This window comes from Rhizobium sp. CCGE 510, assembly GCF_000292525.1.
Taxonomy (GTDB): Bacteria; Pseudomonadota; Alphaproteobacteria; order Rhizobiales; family Rhizobiaceae; genus Rhizobium.
Window position 1 is genome coordinate 96,995 of record NZ_AEYF01000001.1, and the last position, 18,734, is coordinate 115,728.

Below are 18,734 nucleotides of genomic sequence, written 5' to 3' on the forward strand. Positions count from 1 at the left end.
TGTTTTTAATTTGTTCGATGTTTGTTCTGTTGTCAACAGGAATCTTTTCCTTCTTTCTTGCGTTAGAAAATGCCGAACGCGCATTGCGATTCGGTAGAGGCAGACGGGCGACCTCTCTCAAGGCGAGCCGCATATTTCCGACTTGTGTTCCCTTTTTGTTCTTTACATGCCGCGGCATATTTGCCAGCATCCGGCCGAGAGGAGAACGACATGTTCGACATTGCAATGCTGAACGAATTCGTCGTAGAGGCGAAGGCTGCGACCTATGTCGGCGGCGGCGTGCCGCGCCCGCCCTGCCGGCCGGGTGCCCACGATATCGGCTATGAGCGCGGCGACTGGCGCTATCTCGACAGCTATTTCGGCGGCACCGATTTCGCCGGACAGGAGGTGGTCTGGTTTGCCGGCGAGCCCGTCTGGGTGATGAACTATTTCGGTTGGATCGTCGCACCAGATCTCATCGACGGCGCTGCCGCCGGAGCGGTGATCAAGGCGGCACTGTCAGCCATGTATCGGCAGGGGCGTTTTCTCGGCGGGATGGAATTCGATCATCCACTCGGCCGCTATCTCGACCGCAGCGAAGGCGGTTGCGAGCGGTTCAGCGGCCATGAACGCATCATGGTCGACAGCCGGGAGGCCTATATGCTCGATTATCGTGGCGGGCTAATCATCCCGTAATCGCTGCCTTAGATTTTTGTTTCTACGGCATTATCCCGGAACCGCTGCACACGTCGGGGCGACATGCTCTAGAAATCGACGATTTTGCCATCGGAAATGGTCACGCGCCGATCCATGCGGCGAGCGAGTTCGTGATTGTGGGTGGCGATGAGGGCGGCAAGGCCGGACTGGCGCACCAGCGCCTCCAGCGCGTCGAAGACGTAACTTGCCGTTTCCGGGTCGAGATTGCCGGTCGGCTCGTCGGCAAGAAGCAAGCTCGGCGCATTGGCGACGGCGCGGGCGATCGCGACGCGCTGCTGCTCGCCGCCGGAAAGCTCGCCAGGGCGATGGGCGCCACGATGGCCGATGCGCATATAGTCGAGAAGCTGGCCGGCCCGCTCGCCGGCTTCCTTCCAGGACAGCCCGGCGATCAGCTGCGGCATCATGATGTTCTCGAGTGCGGAAAATTCCGGCAGCAAGTGGTGGAATTGGTAGACGAAGCCGATCTCGCTGCGGCGGATCGCGGTGCGTTTTTCGTCTGAAAGGCCGTCGCAAGCATGGCCGTTGATGATGACTTCACCGCCATCGGGATGTTCCAAGAGGCCAGCCAGATGCAGCAGCGTCGACTTGCCGGTGCCGGAGGGAGCGACGAGAGCGACGATCTCGCCTTTCGACAGCGAGAAATCCGCACCCTTCAGGATCGGGAGCAGCGTATCGCGTTGCCCGTAATGGCGCTCGACCCCCGTAAGCTTGAGAACGACGTTGCGTTTCATGAAGGCGGCATTCCTTATTCGTAGCGCAGGGCCTGCACCGGATCGAGCCTGGAGGCACGCCAGGCCGGGAAGATCGTCGCGATGAAGGAGAGCGTCAACGCCATGACGACGATCGAGATGGTTTCGCTGAGATCCATCTCGGCCGGCAGCTGGCTGAGGAAATAGACCTGCGGATTGAAGATCACGGTGCCCGAAACCCAGGAGAAGAACTGGCGGATGGATTCGATGTTGACGCAGACGAGGACGCCGAGCAGCACGCCGGCCATGGTGCCGACGATGCCGATCGCCGCCCCGGTCATGAAGAAGATACGCATGATTGCGCCGGCGCTGGCGCCCATGGTGCGCAGAATGGCGATATCGCTGCCTTTGTCCTTCACCAGCATGATCAGGCCGGAGATGATGTTCAACGCCGCGACAAGCACGATCAGCGTCAGGATCATGAACATGACGTTGCGCTCGACCTGCAGCGCCGAGAAGAAGGTCTGGTTGCGCTGGCGCCAGTCGGTGAGGTTGATCTGGCGGCCTGCCGCTTCCTCCACCTTGGGTCTCAGAGTGTCGATATCGTCGGGGTGATCGACGAAGAGTTCGATCGACTGCACCAGTCCCTCGGCATTGAAAAAGAGCTGCGATTCCTCGAGCGGCATAAAGATAATCGAGGAATCATATTCCGACATGCCGATCTCGAAGAGGCCGGAGATCTTGTAGGACTTGACGCGCGGGCTGACGCCCATCGGCGTGATGTCACCATCCGGCGACGTCAGCGTGATGAGGTCGCCGACGTTCAGGCCGAGCTGGTTGGCCATGCCGGTGCCGATCAGCACGCCTTGGCCGGAGGCATAACCGACCATGTCGCCTGATTTGATATTGTCTGAGATCGTCTTGAGCTTGGTCAGGTCCTCAGCGCGGGCGCCGCGCACCAGCGCACCGGTGCTGCCGCCCGCCTGGGCGGAGGCAAGCACTTGACCTTCCACCAGCGGCAGCGCCATCTTGACGCCCGGCACGGCGGCCAGCCTGCTGGAGAGGTCGGGATAATCGGTGAAGGGACCATCGGACGGCTGGACGATCATGTGGCCGTTGATGCCGAGGATGCGCGAGACGAGCTCGGTGCGGAAGCCGTTCATCACCGCCATGACGATGATCAGCGTCGCAACGCCAAGCGTGATGCCGACGAAGGAGAAGCCCGCAATGACCGAGATGAAGGCTTCCTTGCGGCGGGCGCGCAGGTAGCGCCACGCCACGAGGCGTTCGAAGGTGGAAAATGGCTTGCCAGCCGGACCCAAGCCGGATTTTGAACTCCGGTCCACTGCTGCCTCTGCCATTTCGCCTCCGTCTCCTTAAGCCACGAACCTGTTGATCGCCGCTTCGATGGTCATCGTTTCGCGGGCGCCGGTCTTGCGGTCCTTCACCTCAACTTCGCCGTTGGCGACCGCGCGCGGGCCGGCGATGATCTGGACGGGCACACCGATCAGGTCGGCGGTCGCGAATTTCGTGCCGGCCCGGTCGTCGGTATCGTCATAGAGCACATCCTTGCCGGCCTTGGTCAGCGCGGCATAGATCAGCTCGCAGGTATCGTCGCAGGCCTGATCGCCTGCCTTCATGTTGATCACCACGACATCGAAGGGCGCGACGGATGCCGGCCAGATGATTCCGTTGTCGTCATGCGATGCTTCGATGATGGCGGGAACAAGGCGTGTCGGGCCGATACCGTAGGAACCCATATGAACGAAGTGGTCCTTGCCGTCGGGTCCCTGCACTTTCGCGCCCATCGCCTCGGAATATTTCGTGCCGAAATAGAAAATATGGCCGACCTCGATGCCGCGCGCCGAAAGGCGGTCGCCTTCGGGAACGGCGCTGAAAGCCGCCTCGTCATGCATTTCCGAGGTCGCCGCATAGAGCGAGGTCCATTTGTCGAAGATCGTCTGCAAACCCTCGACGCTGTCGAAATCGGTGCGGTCGTCGGGAATATCGAAGTCGACGAAATCCTTGTGGCAGAACACCTCGGATTCGCCGGTGTCGGCGAGGATGATGAATTCATGGCTGAGATTGCCGCCGATCGGGCCGGTATCGGCGCGCATCGGGATGGCGCGCAGGCCGAGCCGATCGAAGGTCCTGAGGTAGGCGGCGAACATCTTGTTGTAGGAATGCTCCGCCCCTTCGCGCGTCAGATCGAAGGAATAGGCATCCTTCATCATGAATTCGCGTGAGCGCATGGTGCCGAAGCGCGGCCGGATCTCGTCGCGGAACTTCAGCTGGATGTGATAGAGATTGAGCGGCAGGTCCTTGTAGGACTTGACGGAGGAGCGGAAAATATCCGTCACCATCTCTTCGTTGGTAGGGCCATAGAGCATCGGCCGATCCTGGCGGTCCTTGATGCGCAGCATCTCCTTGCCGTAGGCGTCATAACGGCCGCTCTCCTGCCAGAGTTCGGCCGATTGCAAGGTCGGCATCGAAAGCTCGATAGCGCCGGCCCGGTTCTGCTCGTCACGGATAATGGCGTTGACCTTGTCGAGCACGCGTTTGCCGAGCGGCAGCCAGGAATAGATGCCCTGCGACTGCTGGCGGATCATGCCGGCGCGCAGCATCAGCCGGTGGGAAACGATTTCCGCCTCCTTGGGGTTTTCCTTGAGGATGGGCATGAAATAGCGGGACAGACGCATGGCGGATTCCGAAGCAGTTGAGATCCCGCAGCAGGCGGAATCGAAAGACAATGGTGAATGTCGGGAGCGTTCATAGCCGCTTCGCGGCAGGAAGGAAACCCGCAACGGACGTTGGCAACCTCCCCGAAGCGCATGTTCGCACCCGCAAAATGGAAGGGCGTCAAAAAGCGCGTGTTTATAAGGACTTGAACGAAAATCTTGTCAACAGAAAAATTTTACTAGAGTGTAGCAAAAATGCAAAAAAAGCTAATGACAAAGCCCAATGTTTGAGCTAGCTTTAGCTCACAAAACAGGCAAGAGAGATAAATTCTTGCCAAATTCGCGGTCAAGTCTTGGGAGGATCAGATCTTAGGCGCGCTCGTCGCTGCCCCGGCAACGGTTACGGATCACGCGATACTTAAAACAAGGCTTTTAGCCTTGTTTTTTTTGGCTTTTCGACTTCATCCGACCCTAAAGATCCGGGCGACTTGCGTAAGGGAATGATCCTCATTCCGTTACGGCAGCTCTTTGCCGCAATCGCATGACGCCGGTATGACGAAGTTCGCTTTTCAATGATATACATCTGCCCAAAGTTTGGGCAAAAGCTGGACGTCAATAGAAGCTCGGCCCGAGTTGCGGAAGGGCATCGAAGCCCCAGCCGAAATAGGTGTCGCAGAGATACCAGAGGCCGTAGATCAGAGCGGAAATCAGCGTCGTCAACGAAAAGACGAAGGCGGCGCGAAACCGGCTGGGCGCGCTCGGAACGGTGCCGAACACCACATCATTGTCCTCCGCCTGGGTGCGCAGCCCGATCGGCAGAACGGCAAACAGCGTCATCCACCAGACGATGAAGTAGACGGCAAATCCCTGAAGAAATGTCTGGAGCATTGTGGTTCCCGGTAGTGTCGCGCTAAAGCGCGTCGCGATCTTTCAGATTCGCTCCTTGCGCTTTAACTCATTGTTTTACGCATGTCGTTGCCGCAAAACCGCTGCACACTTTTGCGCGACATGCTTTAGAGGACGGCGACAGACATTCTGTCACTTTGCGTTAGGCGCCCTTATACGGCGGAATGGCGATCAATTCAAAGCGGATGAAGCCCATAGCCGGCTTGGAGGCATTCTGCCGCAGGGGTCACGCCTGTTCGAGTTCGATCAGCGTGCCGAAGAAATCCTTCGGATGCAGAAACAGCACCGGCTTGCCATGCGCGCCGGTTTTCGGCTGGCCGTCGCCGAGCACCCTCGCCCCGGATGCGACCAGCCGGTCACGGGCGAGAATGATATCGTCCACCTCGTAGCAGATGTGGTGCATGCCGCCGGACGGGTTCTTTTCGAGAAAGGCTGCGATCGGCGAGGTATCGCCGAGAGGTTGCAACAATTCGACCTTGGTGTTCGGCAATTCGACGAAGACGACAGTGACGCCGTGTTCCGGCAGAGCCTGCGGCTGCGATACGGCTGCGCCCAGCGTGTCCCGATAGGCGGCCGTTGCCGCGGCCAGATCGGCAACGGCAATGGCGACATGGTTCACCCGGCCAAGCATGTTTAGACCTTGGTAACGAAGGCGGTGACGAGCGGCTTCTTGCCCCAGGCCTGGTTCGCGGCCGAGCGGATGGCCCGGCGCACGGCCTCCTGCACCATGTCGACATCCTTGCGACGGGCGCGCGGAATGCTCTCGATGGCGCTGATCGCCGCTTCGAAGAGCGTATCTTCCATCTCCTCGCCCTCGACGTCATAGACCGGCAAGCCGATCGCAACGAGATCGGGATCGCCGACGATATCATAGCGGGCGTCGAGCACGACGCTGACCGCGACGTGGCCGACATAGGAAAGCTTCTTGCGTTCGCCGATCCCCATCTCGTCGAAATCGCCGATCAGCGAACCGTCCTTGTAGATGCGGCCATGCGGCGCCTGGCCGATCACCTCAGCGGGACCGGGCGCCAGCCGCAGGATGTCGCCGTTGCGCACGCGCGGCACCAGGGCGATGCCGGATTGTTCGGCAAGTTCCTTGTGCGCGGTCAGATGCGTCGCCTCGCCATGCACCGGCACGACGATCTTCGGCCGCGTCCATTCATACATCCGCTGCAACTCGTTGCGACGCGGATGGCCGGAGACGTGGACCAGCGCTTCGGTATCGGTGATGATGTGCACACCTTGCTCGACAAGACCGTTCTTGATGTCCTGGATCGCCTTCTCGTTGCCGGGAATGGAGCGCGAGGAAAAGACGACGATATCGCCTGCCGCAAACGCCACGTTGCGCATCTCGTCGCGAGAAAGCTTGGCAAGCGCTGCCCGTGCCTCACCCTGGCTGCCGGTCAGGATGACGACGACCTTGTCGCGCGGGATATAGCCGTATTCGTCCTCGGAGATGAAGGGCTTCACGCCTTCCATCAGGCCGATATCCTGGGCAACGTTAACGACGCGCTTCAGCGAACTGCCGAGCAGCAGCACTTCGCGGCCAGCCGCCTCGGCAGCCTCGGCAACGGTACGTATGCGCCCGACATTCGACGAGAAGGTGGTGATCGCCACCCGGCCTTCGGCATTTTCGATGATCTTGCGCAGGCTTTCCGACACATCCTTTTCGGAGGGCGAAACGCCGTCGCGCAGCGCGTTGGTGGAATCGCACATCAGCGCCAGAACGCCTTCGTCGCCGAGCTGGCGGAAACGCGTCTCATCGGTCAGGGGTCCGAGCGAAGGCTCGTGGTCGATCTTCCAGTCGCCGGTGTGGATGACGTTGCCGACCGGCGTGCGGATCATCAGCGACATCGGCTCGGGGATCGAATGGTTGACGGCCACACCCTCGATGCTGAAGGGGCCGACATTGATGGTGTCGCCTGCCTTGAACGGCGTCACCGGCACTTCACCGATCCTGGCCTTTTCGAAATTGCGCTTGGCTTCGAGCAGACCAGCGGTAAAGCCCGAGGCATAGACCGGCACGTTGAGCCCGGGCCAGAGATCGGCGAGCGCGCCATAATGATCTTCATGCGCATGAGTAATAATGATCGCCTTGAGGTTCTTGCGCTCACTGGCAAGGAACCGGATATCGGGCAGCACCAGGTCGACGCCCGGCAGGTCGGGGCCGGGAAAGGTGACGCCGCAATCGACCATGATCCATTGGCGATGCTCCGGCGGGCCGTAGCCATAGAGAGCGAGATTCATGCCGATCTCGCCAACGCCGCCCAGAGGCAGGAATACCAACTCGTCCTGTTTCGCCATAATTTTCGTTTTTTCCGCTATCTAAAAAACACATCGCCGGCAGCAATGGGCATCATCCTGCCAGTGCCGGTATCGAGCATCAACAAGCCATTATCATCAATTCCGGCGAATTGTCCGGAAATCGATCGGTCCGGCAAATTCACCGTAATCCTTTCGCCAATACCACAGGCTATCTCGCGCCAGCGCGCGGTGATTTCGCCAATGCCGCGGCCCTGGTCCCAGAGATCGAGCACGCCAGCCATCGCGGCGAAGAGGTGGGCGAAAAGTTCCTCCGGAGAGGCCGCACTTGCATGCTGACGCAGGCAGGTGACGGGGTAGAGCGGATTGTCGGGCATCACCGAAACATTGATGCCTATGCCGACGATCAGTGCGTAGCGGCCATCCGGCAGGCCTTCGCCTTCGACGAGAATGCCGCAGGTCTTCTTTCGTCCTATGAGGATATCGTTCGGCCATTTGATCTCGAGCGGCTCGGCGCCTGGCGGCAGCACCTGGCGGATCGCCTGGTGCACGGCAACGGCAACGGCAAGCGGCAAAGAGCTCAAGCGCTCCATCGGCGCCGGGTCGATCAGCAGAAGAGAGGCGTAGAGATTGCCGCGTTCGGAAACCCAGAGCCTGCCCCGACGGCCGCGGCCGCCGGTCTGCCGTTCGGCCGTCACCCAGAGATTGCCGCCATCGCCCGCCCGAGCCCGGGCGAGGCATTCGCTGTTGGTGGACGATGTTTCCGACAGAGCCTCGTGCCTGAAATCGCCGAGCGATATCCGGCGCCGCCCGTCGGAAGCCATCAAAAGAGCGTCGCGGCGGCAAGCTCGGCCGCACCGCCGATCGGGCCGCCGATCAAGACATAGGCGGTGACGAACAGACCGGAGAGACCGAAAACCAGACGCAACGAACCGGAGACGCGGGCGAATTCGCCGGTCGCCTCATCGAACCACATCAGCTTGATGACACGCAGATAATAATAGGCGCCGACCACCGAGGCGAGAACGCCGATGATGGCGAGCGCATAAAGCTTGGCTTCGATGGCGGCGACGAAGACGAAGTACTTGGCGAAGAAGCCGGCAAGCGGCGGGATGCCGGCGAGCGAGAACATCAGCGCCGTCAGCACAACGGCCATGAACGGGTTGGTGGTGGAAAGGCCGGCGAGATCGTCGACATTTTCGACGACGGTGCCGTCCTTGCGGCGCATCGACATGATGATCGCAAAGGTGCCGAGGGTCATGACCATGTAGATGACCATATACAGCATGACGCCGGAAACGCCGGTCTGGTTGCCGGCGGCAAGGCCGACCAGCGCGTAGCCCATGTGGCCGATCGACGAATAGGCCATCAGCCGCTTGATGTTTTTCTGGCCGATCGCGGCAAACGCGCCGAGCAGCATCGAAGCGATCGAAATGAAGACGACGACCTGCTGCCAATCCGCCAGAACCGGCTGGAAGGCGGTGATGACGATGCGCGTCATCATCGCCATGGCGGCAACCTTGGGGGCTGCAGCCAGGAAGGCGGTGACCGGCGTCGGCGCGCCTTCATAGACGTCGGGCGTCCACATATGGAAGGGAACGGCGGAGATCTTGAAGGCGATGCCGGCAAGGATGAAGACCAGGCCGAAGATCAGACCGAGCGAACGCGCACCCTCGACGGAAAGCGCCTGAGCGATCTCGGAGAAGTGGGTGTGGCCGGTGAAGCCATAGACCAGCGACATGCCATAGAGCAGCATGCCGGAGGAAAGCGCGCCGAGAACGAAATATTTCAGGCCGGCTTCGGTCGACTTCAGGCTGTCGCGGTTGATCGCGGCGACGACATAGAGCGCCAGCGACTGAAGTTCCAGCGCGAGATAGAGCGAAATCAGGTCGTTGGCCGAGATCATCAAGAGGATGCCGAGGGTCGCAAGCACCAGCAGAACCGGGAACTCGAACTTGTCGAGTTGGTTTTCGCGTGCGTGGCCGGTCGTCATGAACAGGGCGACCAGCGAACCGATGAGCGCCACCAGCTTCATGAAGCGCGAGAAGCCGTCGGCCATGTAGACGCCGCCATAGGCGAGGCCTTCAGCGGGCACGAAGAGCAGCCACAGGCCGGCGGCCAGCAGCAGCACGATGGCGAGGCCGGTGACGACGAGGCCCGACCGCTCGCCTGAGAAGACGCCGACCATCAACAGGACAAGGGCGCCGACCGCGAGGATGAGCTCCGGCGCGGAAAGATGCAGACTGAGGAGAATTGTTTCAGCGGTCATGTCCGATAAGTCCCGTCATCAATTCATAGACAGCGCAACATTCTGCGCTGCGTGCACGGCGGCCGTGTAGTTGTTGACCAGCAGATCCACCGAGGCGGCCGTCGCATCGAAGACCGGAGCCGGGTAAACGCCGAAGAAGATGGTCAGTGCGACCAGCGGGTAGAGAATCAGCTGCTCGCGCCTGGAAAGATCAAGCAGCGCCTTCAGCTTTTCCTTCTCCAGCGCGCCGAAGATCACCCGGCGATAAAGCCAGAGTGCATAGGCGGCCGAGAGGATGACGCCGGTGGCGGCAAACAGCGCGACCCAGGTATTGACCCGGAAGACACCGATCAGCGTCAGGAATTCGCCGATAAAGCCCGACGTGCCGGGAAGCCCGACATTGGCCATGGTGAACACCATCATCGCGACGGCATATTTCGGCATGTTGTTGACGAGACCGCCATAGGCGTTGATCTCGCGGGTGTGGGTGCGGTCGTAAATGACGCCGACGCAGAGGAAGAGCGCGCCGGAGACGATGCCGTGCGACAGCATCTGGAAGATCGAACCCTGAACACCCTGCATGTTAGCGGCAAAGATGCCCATGGTGACGTAGCCCATGTGCGCCACCGAGGAATAGGCGATCAGCTTCTTGATATCGTCCTGCATCATCGCCACCAAGGAGGTGTAGATGATCGCAATGACCGACAGGGCGAAGACGAACGGCGCGAAATAGTCTGATGCGACCGGGAACATGCCGAGCGAGAAGCGAATCAGACCGTAGCCGCCGAGCTTCAACAGCACGCCGGCCAGGATCACCGAGCCCGCCGTCGGCGCCTGAACGTGAGCATCAGGAAGCCAGGTATGAACCGGCCACATCGGCATTTTCACCGCGAAGGAGGCGAAGAAGGCAAGCCATAACCAGGTCTGCAGCGCCGGCGGGAATTTATAAGCCAGCAGCGCGGTGATGTCGGTCGTGCCGGCCTGCCAGTACATCGCCATGATGGCGAGCAGCATCAGCACCGAGCCGAGCAGCGTATAGAGGAAGAACTTGTAACTCGCGTAGACGCGGTCCTTGCCGCCCCAGACGCCGATGATCAGGAACATCGGGATGAGGCCCGCCTCGAAGAAGACGTAGAAGAGCACGATATCGAGCGAGACGAAGACACCGACCATCATCGTTTCGAGGATGAGGAAGGCAATCATATATTCCTTCAGGCGCTTCTCGATCGAGAGCCAGCTCGCCAGCACGCAGAAGGGCATGAGGAAGGTCGACAGGATGACGAACAGCATCGAGATGCCGTCGACGCCCAGGTGGTAGCCGATGCCGGTGCCGAGCCAGTCATGCTTTTCGAGCATTTGGAAGCCCGGATTGGCATTGTCGAAGCCGGTCCAGATGAAGAGCGAGACGACGAAGGTGAAGACGGTGGTGATCAGCGAGATCCACAGCACGTTCTTCCGGCCGGTTTCGCTCTCGCCGTTCATCAATAGCAGGAGCACCACGCCGACGAGCGGCAGGAAGGTGACCGTTGAAAGAATAGGCCAATCGGTCATCAGAAGGAACTCCCGAGCATCATCCAGGTAACAAGCCCCGCAATGCCGATCAGCATGGCGAAGGCATAGTGATAGAGGTAACCGGTCTGCAGGCGGACGACGCGGTCGGTAACGGCGACGACGCGGGCGGCAACGCCGTTCGGGCCGTACGTGTCGATGACGCCGACGTCACCCTTCTTCCACAGGAAGCGGCCGAGCGCCTTGGCCGTGCGGACGAAGAGGAAGTCGTAGAGTTCGTCGAAGTACCACTTGTTCAACAGGAACTGGTAAAGAATGCGGTGCTGCCTGGCGAGGGTGCGCGGAGTCTGCGGCGAGCGGATATACATGTACCACGCAGTGACGAAGCCGAGCAGCATGGCGATGAAGGGGCTCAAGCCCACCAGCGCCGGCACATGGTGGAACTCTTCGACGAGCTCGTTCTCGGCGCCGGTAAACAGCGCGCCCTTCCAGAACTCGGTATATTCCTCACCGTAGAACCGGCCTTCGAAGAAGTAGCCTGCGAAAATGGCTCCCACTGCAAGGAGATAAAGCGGCACCAGCATGACCTGCGGCGACTCGTGCACGTGATGCATGACCTCGTGCGAAGCGCGCGGCTTGCCGTAGAAGGTCATGAAGATCAGGCGCCAGGAATAGAAGCTGGTGAACAGAGCAGCGATGACCAGCAGCGAGAAGGCAAAGCCTGCGACCGGCGAATGCGATGCATAGGTTGCCTCGATGATCACGTCCTTGGAGAAGAAGCCGGCAAGGCCGAACGGCGTGAAGGGAATGCCGACGCCGGTGATCGCGAGCGTACCGATGATCATCATCCGGAACGTCCACTTGATGTGCGGCCGCAGGCCACCCATGTAGCGCATGTCCTGCTCGCCATCGACGGCGTGGATGACCGAGCCGGCGCAAAGGAAGAGCAGCGCCTTGAAGAAGGCGTGCGTGAACAGATGGAAGATTGCCGCGCCGTAAGCCCCTACCCCGAGCGCCACGAACATGTAGCCGAGCTGCGAACAGGTGGAATAGGCGATGACGCGCTTGATGTCGTTCTGCACCAGGCCGACGGTCGCCGCGAAGAAGGCGGTGATCGCGCCGATGACGGTGACGACGACCAACGCATCCGGCGACAGTTCGAAGAGCGGCGACATACGGGCGACGAGAAAGACGCCGGCGGTGACCATGGTGGCCGCATGGATGAGGGCCGACACCGGGGTCGGGCCTTCCATGGCATCGGGCAGCCAGGTGTGCAGCAGGAACTGCGCCGACTTGCCCATGGCGCCCATGAACAGCAGCAGGCAGATGCCGGTCAGCGCATGCGCCTTGTCGAGCTGCATGCCGAAGAGGTTGAGGATCACTTCGCTCGCCTCGCCGCCGCCTTCATGCGGGGCGAAGTTCGAGGCATTGGCGAAGATCGTGTCGAGGTTGATCGAGCCGAACAGCACGAAGACGCCGGCGATGCCAAGCACGAAACCGAAGTCGCCGACGCGGTTGACGATGAAGGCCTTCATCGCCGCAGCCGTTGCCGACGGCTTCTTGAACCAGAAGCCGATCAGCAGATAGGAGGCAAGACCGACGCCTTCCCAGCCGAAGAACATCTGGGCAAGGTTATCGGCGGTCACCAGCATCAGCATGGCGAAGGTGAAGAGCGAGAGATAGGCAAAGAAGCGCGGACGATGCGGATCGGTGTGCATGTAACCGATCGAATAGACGTGCACCAGCGTCGAGACCGTGTTGACGACGATCAGCATGACGGAGGTCAGCGTATCCACGCGCAGCGACCAGGAGACGTCGATGCCGCCGGACTGGATCCAGCGCAACACCTCGACCTTGATCGGGCCGCCTTCGGCATGCCCCATGCCGACGGTGAAGAACACCACCCAGGATAGGATGGCGGCGATGATCATCAGGCCGCTGGTGACATATTCCGAAGCCTTGGCGCCGATGGCGCGGCCGAAAAGGCCGGCGACGATCGCGCCGATCAAGGGAAGAAAGACGATAGCCTTATAGAGGAACATGAGCCACTCAGCCCTTCATCATATTGACGTCTTCGACCGCGATCGAGCCGCGGTTGCGGTAGAAGACAACGAGAATTGCAAGACCGATCGCCGCTTCGGCAGCCGCGACCGTCAGGATGAACAGCGCGAAGACCTGACCGACGATGTCGTTCAGGAAGGAGGAGAAGGCGACCATGTTGATGTTGACGGCAAGCAGGATCAGCTCGATCGACATCAGGATGACGATGACGTTCTTCCGATTCAGGAAGATGCCGAAGACGCCGAGCGTGAAGAGGATGGCGCTGACCGTCAGGTAGTGGGAAAGTCCGATGACCATGTTCTTTGTTCCTTGACCTGCCTTAGACGCCCTGCCCGGGCTTGACCGACACCACCTCGACGGCGGTGGCGGGCGTGCGGGCAACCTGCCTGGGAATATTCTGCCGCTTGATGTTGGTGCGGTGCCTCAGCGTCAGCACGATCGCGCCGATCATGGCGACGAGCAGCACCAGACCGGCGATCTCGAAGAAATAGACGTAGTTGGTGTAGAGCACGTCGCCGAGGGCGGCGGTATTGGTGCGTTCCGTCAGCGCCGGGATCGGCATGGCGACCGTCTTGGCGATCTCGGGCGAGATGACGCTGCCGCCGATGACGACGATCAGTTCGGCCGCGAGGATCACCCCGATCAGCCCGCCGATCGGCGCATAGTCCAGAACGCCGGCCCTCAGTTCGGTGAAGTCGATATCGAGCATCATCACCACGAAGAGGAAGAGCACGGCGACGGCACCGACATAGACGACGAGCAGGATCATCGCCAGGAATTCGGCACCGAGCAGCAGAAAGAGGCCGGCCGCATTGAAGAACACCAGGATCAGGAACAGAACCGAGTGAACCGGGTTCTTCGCCCAGATGACCATGAACGCCGACGCCACCGCGACAAAGGCGAAAAGGTAGAAAAATAGAGCCTGCAGACCCATGTTGGTGCCTTTTTCATCTTCCCCCGGGCAGCCGGGAGTTTTTCTGCCCGATAGAGCTTTGCGCGGCTGACCGGCAAAGCTCCTGTGCATATTGACCGCGACCGAAGCAGCTAAGCTCCCTTACGGCATTTCAAAAACTCGATCAGCGGTACGGCGAGTCGATCGCGATGTTGCGGGCGATTTCGCGCTCCCACCGGTCGCCGTTATCCAGAAGCCGTCCCTTGTCGAAATAGAGCTCTTCGCGGGTTTCCGTCGCGAATTCGAAGTTCGGGCCTTCGACGATGGCGTCGACCGGGCAGGCTTCCTGGCAGAAGCCGCAATAGATGCACTTCACCATGTCGATGTCGTAACGCACCGTGCGGCGGGTGCCGTCATTGCGACGGGGACCGGCCTCGATGGTGATCGCCTGGGCAGGACAGATCGCCTCGCAGAGCTTGCACGCGATGCAGCGCTCTTCGCCGTTCGGATAACGGCGCAGCGCATGCTCGCCGCGGAAACGCGGGGAGACCGGACCCTTCTCGAAGGGATAGTTGATCGTCGCCTTTTGGCGGAAGAAATAGCGCATCGACAGAAAGAACGCGCCGACGAATTCCTTGAGAAACAGCGAGCTGATGGAACCGGACAAGCTTGCCATCTTCAACCTCCAATTTTGCCGGAAACGAGAGCTGACATCATCATGCCCAACCCATCAGTTTCAGCACGAATGCAACGATGACGACCATGGCGAGTGACAGCGGCAGGAAGACCTTCCAGCCGAGGCGCATGAGCTGGTCGTAGCGGTAGCGCGGGACGAACGCCTTGACCATCGCGAACATGAAGAACACGAAGCAGGCCTTCAGCATGAACCAGATGATGCCCGGAACCCAATTGAGGATCCAGATGTCGACCGGAGGCAGCCAGCCACCGAGGAAGAGGATCGTCGTCAGCGAGCACATCAGGCAGACGGCCGCATATTCGCCGAGCATGAACATCATGTATGGCGACGAGCCGTATTCGACCATGAAGCCGGCAACGAGTTCCGATTCGGCTTCCGGAAGATCGAAGGGCGGGCGGTTCGTCTCGGCAAGTGCCGAAATGAAAAAGATGATGAACATCGGGAAGAGCGACAGCCAGTGCCAGTCGAGGAACGACGATGGCAGGCCGAGCATGGTGCCGAGGCCGGTATGCTGCGCATTGACGATATCGGTCAGGTTCAGCGAGCCGACGCAGAGCAGCACGGTGACGATCACGAAGCCGATCGAGACTTCGTAGGAGACCATCTGTGCTGCCGAGCGCAGGGCGCCGAGGAATGGATACTTCGAGTTCGAAGCCCAGCCACCCATGATGATGCCGTAGACCTCGAGCGAGGAGATCGCGAAGATATAGAGGATGCCGACATTGATATTGGCAATCACCCAGCCATCGGCGAGCGGCACCACGGCCCAGGTGGCAAGCGCCAGCAGCACCGTTACCAACGGGGCAAGCAGGAACACTACCTTGTTGGCGCCGGCCGGAATGACCGGCTCCTTGAAGACGAATTTCAGAAGGTCAGCGAAGGACTGGAACAGACCGAAGGGGCCGACGACGTTCGGGCCGCGGCGCAGCTGCACGGCCGCCCAGATCTTACGGTCGGCGAGCAGCACATAGGCGATGAAGACGAGCAGGCAGACGAGAAGCAGCAGCGACTGACCGATCATGATGATCGCCGGCCAGACATAGGTCGAAAAGAAAGAATCCATAGTCCCCTGCCCTTACTCTGCCGCGACTTTGAAGTTGTTGCGGGCCAATGCCGAGCACTCCGCCATGACAGCCGAGGCACGCGCTATCGGGTTCGTCAAATAGAAGTCTTTCACCGGCGACGCAAACCCGGATTTGTTCATCTTGCCGGCTTTTTTCGCAACTGCGGCAATTTGGGCGCTATCGGTTTCGGCGATCTCGTCGATGGCGGCGAAATGCGGGAAAGCGGCATAGAGCCGGACGCGCAATTCGCTGAGCGAATCGAAGGGAAGCTTCTTGCCGAGCACGTCGGAAAGGGCGCGGATGATCGCCCAATCCTCGCGGGCATCGCCCGGCGCAAAGCCTGCACGGTTGCCCATCTGGACGCGGCCCTCGGTGTTGACCCAGGTGCCGGACTTTTCGGTATAGGCTGCGGCCGGCAGGATGACGTCGGCATGATGCGCGCCGTTATCGCCATGCGAGCCGATATAGACCGTGAGCTTGGCCTTCTTGGCGGTGAAATTGAGTTCGTCGGCGCCGAGCAGGAAGAGCACATCCATCGCCGTCAGCATTTCGGCGGCATGGACGCCCTTGGCACCCGGCACGAAACCGAGGTCCAGGCCGCCGACACGAGAGGCTGCGGTATGGAGGACGGCAAAGCCGTTCCAGCCTTCGACAACCGCGCCGACCGAACCGGCAAGCTTGGCGGCGCTGGCGAGTACGCCGGCGCCATCGGTGCGCGACAGCGCGCCCTGGCCGATGATGATCATCGGCTTGGCAGCGTTCTTCAGAACTTCGGCAAAGGCGTGACCGCCGTCGACCAGATCCTTCAGCGTGTCGGGACCGCCGCCGAGGTAATCATAGCTGTAGCGCAGCTCGCTCGGCTCGCCGATCACACCGATCGGAAACTTGCCGCGGCGCCAGCGCTTGCGGATGCGGGTATTGAGGATTGCCGCCTCGAAGCGCGGATTGGCGCCGATGATCAGCAGCGCGTCGGCCTGGTCGATGCCCGAGATGGTCGGGTTGAAAAGGTAGCTTGCGCGGCCGAGCGACGGATCGAGCGCCGCCCCATCCTGGCGACAGTCGAGATTGGTCGATCCCAGCGACTTCACCAGTTCGGAAAGCGCATACATTTCCTCGACGGAAGCGAGATCGCCGGCGATTGCGCCGATCTTGTCGCCGGAGGTGGCGGTGGCGGCAGCCTTGATGGCGCCGAAGGCTTCTGCCCAGCTGGCAGCCTGCAGGCGGCCGTCGCGGCGGACATAGGGCCGGTCGAGGCGCTGGGTCTTCAGGCCATCCCAGATGAACCGGCTCTTGTCGGAGATCCACTCTTCGTTGATCGCCTCGTTGACACGCGGCAGAACGCGCATGACTTCACGGCCGCGGGTATCGACGCGGATCGCCGAACCGACGGCATCCATGACGTCGATCGATTCGGTCTTGTTCAATTCCCACGGACGCGCGGAAAAAGCGAAGGGCTTGGAGGTCAGCGCGCCGACCGGGCAAAGGTCAACGACGTTGCCCTGCAGCTCGGAGGTCATCGCCTGTTCGAGATAGGTGGTGATCTCGGCATCCTCGCCGCGGCCGATCAGGCCGAGTTCGGAAATGCCGGCGACCTCGGTGGTGAAGCGGACGCAGCGCGTGCAGTGGATGCAGCGGTTCATCACCGTCTTGACCAGCGGGCCGATATACTTGTCTTCGACGGCGCGCTTGTCTTCCTGGTAACGCGAGGTGTCGATGCCGAAGGCCATCGCCTGGTCCTGCAGGTCGCATTCGCCGCCCTGGTCGCAGATCGGGCAATCGAGCGGATGGTTGATCAGCAGGAATTCCATCACTCCTTCGCGGGCCTTCTTGACCATCGGAGTGTTGGTGAAGACCTCGGCCAGTTCGCCATTCGGGCCGCCGCGAATGTCGCGCACGCTCATGGCGCAGGAAGCCTGCGGCTTCGGCGGGCCGCCCTTTACCTCGACAAGGCACATGCGGCAGTTGCCGGCAACCGACAGCCGCTCATGGAAGCAGAAGCGCGGAACTTCGGCGCCGGCATCCTCGCACGCCTGCAACAGCGTGTAGTGATCCGGAACCTCGATCTCGTTGCCGTCAATCTTCAGTTTTGCCATCGTCGCTCAGTCCTGTTTCCCGTTTGCCTGATGACGGCAAACAAACCTATTTTTGCAACACTCTCATTGCCTAGCCGGATCTTTCGTCCTGCCGACATCTGATGTCGCCCAAATTCTCTGTCGCGTGCTCCAGGTCCGGAACCCGCACCGGCATCCGCAGCGTGAGGCCCCCGCCCGTCCGCCGATCTGCCCATCTTTCCGGCCGATTGCACGGCCGGACAGTTTATTTCCTTCGGCGCGCCCGCCCTGCCAGAACTTTTGCCTGGCCGGTCCAGTCGTCACGCCCGATGCGGCCGTTGACGCCAAGCTCGGCGTCGAGCCGGGCAATGTCCTCGACGCTCCAGGCAGCAATCTCGGCGAAGCTGCGAATGCCCCTGTCACGCATCACCTGCTCCAGCTTCGGGCCGATGCCGGTGATCAGCTTCAGATCGTCGGCCTTTTTCGCCCGCGGGGTCGGCTTTGCCTTCACAGCCGGCTTCGGCTGGCTGGCAGGTACCGGTTCGCCGACCGGTGTTACCACAGTCAGTTTCGGCTTTGCCTTCTTCTCGACTTCACGCTTCTCCGCCGTCGGCTTGTCCGCGGCCGCCGGCTTGACCACAGCCTTGGCGACGACCTTGACCGCAGGGCGAATATTTTCCGGCCGGATATCGACATCCGGCGCCAGCGCTTCCGGTGGCGTGTCATCGAGGGCAGCCGCGACCTTGCCGGTCGTTTCCAACGCGCTCTGGAAGGCGCCGAAGAAGGCGCCCGCCATCTGAGTCGAGAAACCGAAGCCGATCGCGGTTGCGGCGGCAAAGGCTGCAGCAGGATGCGCCATCAGCGGATGCACCGGCATTGCCCGTGCATTTTCCAGCATCTCGGCGGCAAGACGGCCGAAGCCGGCCGCGAAATCGGCGGCGTCTTCCTTCTTTCCACTCTTCGATGCGTTGTCCGCCATGA

17 protein-coding genes are annotated in these 18,734 nt (G+C 60.9%); 1 reads left to right on the forward strand and 16 read right to left on the reverse strand.

The window, feature by feature from the left end; genetic code table 11:
* The first annotated feature begins 210 nt into the window (after nt 1-210).
* A complete protein-coding gene (locus RCCGE510_RS00490) occupies nt 211-675 on the forward strand; it encodes a DUF5680 domain-containing protein (protein ID WP_007626170.1) in 465 nt (154 codons plus the stop codon).
* A 68-nt stretch (nt 676-743) separates the two neighbouring features.
* On the opposite strand, the gene RCCGE510_RS00495 is transcribed toward RCCGE510_RS00490, so the two are convergent.
* The 16 genes from RCCGE510_RS00495 to RCCGE510_RS00570 all read right to left on the reverse strand — a co-directional run bounded on the left by RCCGE510_RS00495 (nt 744) and on the right by RCCGE510_RS00570 (nt 18,732).
* Nucleotides 744-1,427 (reverse strand): ABC transporter ATP-binding protein, encoded by a 684-nt coding sequence (locus RCCGE510_RS00495; RefSeq protein WP_007626171.1) that lies wholly within the window; start codon nt 1,425-1,427, stop codon nt 744-746.
* A 14-nt stretch (nt 1,428-1,441) separates the two neighbouring features.
* On the reverse strand, nt 1,442-2,746 hold the full coding sequence (locus RCCGE510_RS00500; protein WP_007626172.1) for a lipoprotein-releasing ABC transporter permease subunit: 1,305 nt from the start codon (nt 2,744-2,746) through the stop codon (nt 1,442-1,444).
* Nucleotides 2,747-2,761: 15 nt separating this feature from the next.
* Nucleotides 2,762-4,084 (reverse strand): proline--tRNA ligase, encoded by a 1,323-nt coding sequence (gene proS / locus RCCGE510_RS00505; protein ID WP_007626173.1) that lies wholly within the window; start codon nt 4,082-4,084, stop codon nt 2,762-2,764.
* Nucleotides 4,085-4,675: 591 nt separating this feature from the next.
* The gene (locus tag RCCGE510_RS00510) at nt 4,676-4,951 is read right to left on the reverse strand and encodes a DUF1467 family protein (protein ID WP_007626174.1); all 276 of its coding nucleotides are present in this window, start codon (nt 4,949-4,951) and stop codon (nt 4,676-4,678) included.
* A 244-nt stretch (nt 4,952-5,195) separates the two neighbouring features.
* Entirely contained in the window at nt 5,196-5,600 is a 405-nt protein-coding gene (gene mce, locus RCCGE510_RS00515) for a methylmalonyl-CoA epimerase (protein WP_007626175.1), read from the reverse strand.
* 2 nt (nt 5,601-5,602) lie between these two features.
* Entirely contained in the window at nt 5,603-7,273 is a 1,671-nt protein-coding gene (locus tag RCCGE510_RS00520; protein WP_007626176.1) for a ribonuclease J, read from the reverse strand.
* 17 nt (nt 7,274-7,290) lie between these two features.
* Nucleotides 7,291-8,055 (reverse strand): biotin--[acetyl-CoA-carboxylase] ligase, encoded by a 765-nt coding sequence (locus RCCGE510_RS00525; RefSeq protein ID WP_007626177.1) that lies wholly within the window; start codon nt 8,053-8,055, stop codon nt 7,291-7,293.
* The gene (gene nuoN / locus RCCGE510_RS00530; RefSeq protein WP_007626178.1) at nt 8,055-9,500 is read right to left on the reverse strand and encodes an NADH-quinone oxidoreductase subunit NuoN; all 1,446 of its coding nucleotides are present in this window, start codon (nt 9,498-9,500) and stop codon (nt 8,055-8,057) included. The genes RCCGE510_RS00525 and nuoN overlap by 1 nt, the downstream gene beginning before the upstream one ends.
* An 18-nt stretch (nt 9,501-9,518) precedes the next feature.
* Nucleotides 9,519-11,030, reverse strand: a complete 1,512-nt coding sequence (locus RCCGE510_RS00535; RefSeq protein ID WP_007626180.1) for an NADH-quinone oxidoreductase subunit M — start codon at nt 11,028-11,030, stop codon at nt 9,519-9,521.
* On the reverse strand, nt 11,030-13,030 hold the full coding sequence (nuoL, locus tag RCCGE510_RS00540; protein WP_007626181.1) for an NADH-quinone oxidoreductase subunit L: 2,001 nt from the start codon (nt 13,028-13,030) through the stop codon (nt 11,030-11,032). The genes RCCGE510_RS00535 and nuoL overlap by 1 nt, the downstream gene beginning before the upstream one ends.
* 7 nt (nt 13,031-13,037) lie before the next feature.
* Nucleotides 13,038-13,346: an NADH-quinone oxidoreductase subunit NuoK gene (nuoK, locus tag RCCGE510_RS00545; RefSeq protein WP_003547388.1), complete on the reverse strand. Its 309-nt coding sequence runs from the start codon at nt 13,344-13,346 to the stop codon at nt 13,038-13,040.
* Nucleotides 13,347-13,368: 22 nt separating this feature from the next.
* Nucleotides 13,369-13,983, reverse strand: a complete 615-nt coding sequence (locus RCCGE510_RS00550; RefSeq protein ID WP_007626182.1) for an NADH-quinone oxidoreductase subunit J — start codon at nt 13,981-13,983, stop codon at nt 13,369-13,371.
* Nucleotides 13,984-14,125: 142 nt separating this feature from the next.
* Complete coding sequence (gene nuoI, locus RCCGE510_RS00555) at nt 14,126-14,617, reverse strand: NADH-quinone oxidoreductase subunit NuoI (RefSeq protein ID WP_007626183.1); 492 nt, start codon at nt 14,615-14,617, stop codon at nt 14,126-14,128.
* 40 nt (nt 14,618-14,657) lie between these two features.
* On the reverse strand, nt 14,658-15,701 hold the full coding sequence (gene nuoH / locus RCCGE510_RS00560) for an NADH-quinone oxidoreductase subunit NuoH (protein WP_007626184.1): 1,044 nt from the start codon (nt 15,699-15,701) through the stop codon (nt 14,658-14,660).
* A gap of 12 nt (nt 15,702-15,713) precedes the next feature.
* On the reverse strand, nt 15,714-17,795 hold the full coding sequence (nuoG, locus tag RCCGE510_RS00565; RefSeq protein ID WP_007626186.1) for an NADH-quinone oxidoreductase subunit NuoG: 2,082 nt from the start codon (nt 17,793-17,795) through the stop codon (nt 15,714-15,716).
* A gap of 223 nt (nt 17,796-18,018) precedes the next feature.
* On the reverse strand, nt 18,019-18,732 hold the full coding sequence (locus tag RCCGE510_RS00570) for a 5' DNA nuclease (protein WP_007626187.1): 714 nt from the start codon (nt 18,730-18,732) through the stop codon (nt 18,019-18,021).
* Nucleotides 18,733-18,734 lie beyond the last annotated feature (2 nt).

Coding starts and splice junctions, on each gene's coding strand:
- RCCGE510_RS00550 (WP_007626182.1), bottom strand. CDS start 13,983: ATGGGTCTGCAGGCTCTATTTTTCTACCTTTTCGCCTTTGTCGCGGTG.
- RCCGE510_RS00495 (WP_007626171.1), bottom strand. CDS start 1,427: ATGAAACGCAACGTCGTTCTCAAGCTTACGGGGGTCGAGCGCCATTAC.
- RCCGE510_RS00535 (WP_007626180.1), bottom strand. CDS start 11,030: ATGACCGATTGGCCTATTCTTTCAACGGTCACCTTCCTGCCGCTCGTC.
- RCCGE510_RS00500 (WP_007626172.1), bottom strand. CDS start 2,746: ATGGCAGAGGCAGCAGTGGACCGGAGTTCAAAATCCGGCTTGGGTCCG.
- RCCGE510_RS00520 (WP_007626176.1), bottom strand. CDS start 7,273: ATGGCGAAACAGGACGAGTTGGTATTCCTGCCTCTGGGCGGCGTTGGC.
- RCCGE510_RS00490 (WP_007626170.1), top strand. CDS start 211: ATGTTCGACATTGCAATGCTGAACGAATTCGTCGTAGAGGCGAAGGCT.
- RCCGE510_RS00510 (WP_007626174.1), bottom strand. CDS start 4,951: ATGCTCCAGACATTTCTTCAGGGATTTGCCGTCTACTTCATCGTCTGG.
- nuoG (WP_007626186.1), bottom strand. CDS start 17,795: ATGGCAAAACTGAAGATTGACGGCAACGAGATCGAGGTTCCGGATCAC.
- RCCGE510_RS00525 (WP_007626177.1), bottom strand. CDS start 8,055: ATGGCTTCCGACGGGCGGCGCCGGATATCGCTCGGCGATTTCAGGCAC.
- proS (WP_007626173.1), bottom strand. CDS start 4,084: ATGCGTCTGTCCCGCTATTTCATGCCCATCCTCAAGGAAAACCCCAAG.
- nuoI (WP_007626183.1), bottom strand. CDS start 14,617: ATGGCAAGCTTGTCCGGTTCCATCAGCTCGCTGTTTCTCAAGGAATTC.
- nuoK (WP_003547388.1), bottom strand. CDS start 13,346: ATGGTCATCGGACTTTCCCACTACCTGACGGTCAGCGCCATCCTCTTC.
- nuoN (WP_007626178.1), bottom strand. CDS start 9,500: ATGACCGCTGAAACAATTCTCCTCAGTCTGCATCTTTCCGCGCCGGAG.
- nuoL (WP_007626181.1), bottom strand. CDS start 13,030: ATGTTCCTCTATAAGGCTATCGTCTTTCTTCCCTTGATCGGCGCGATC.
- nuoH (WP_007626184.1), bottom strand. CDS start 15,701: ATGGATTCTTTCTTTTCGACCTATGTCTGGCCGGCGATCATCATGATC.
- mce (WP_007626175.1), bottom strand. CDS start 5,600: ATGCTTGGCCGGGTGAACCATGTCGCCATTGCCGTTGCCGATCTGGCC.
- RCCGE510_RS00570 (WP_007626187.1), bottom strand. CDS start 18,732: ATGGCGGACAACGCATCGAAGAGTGGAAAGAAGGAAGACGCCGCCGAT.